The sequence below is a fragment of the Micromonospora sp. DT53 genome (genome assembly GCF_049841535.1).
GTDB lineage: Bacteria > Actinomycetota > Actinomycetes > Mycobacteriales > Micromonosporaceae > Micromonospora.
Map to the genome: position 1 here is coordinate 1 of NZ_JBNCKM010000034.1, position 263 is coordinate 263.

A 263-nucleotide genomic window follows, 5' to 3' on the forward strand; every position below is an offset into this window, starting at 1 on the left:
CGTAAGAGCATGCTGTCCGTTGCTGGTCTCGCGTTCGCCGGTGGCGTGTTCGCCGGTCCGATCGCCGCCCACGCCAACCCGGCCGTGGACGCCAAGCCGACCGCCGTCGCGGTGGCCGTGCAGGCGCCGAAGCCGCAGGGCGACCAGTCCCACATCAGCCTCAACGACGAGCAGACCGCCAACGCGAAGGCGATCATCGCCGCCACGAAGAAGGCCGGCCTGCCGGAGCGGGCCGCGGTCATCTCGATCGCGACCAGCCTGCA

General features: G+C 71.1%; 1 pseudogene. It reads left to right on the forward strand.

From position 1 onward, the window contains the following. Positions 1-263, forward strand: a pseudogene (locus ACLQ3B_RS33675) (hypothetical protein); the annotation flags it as partial.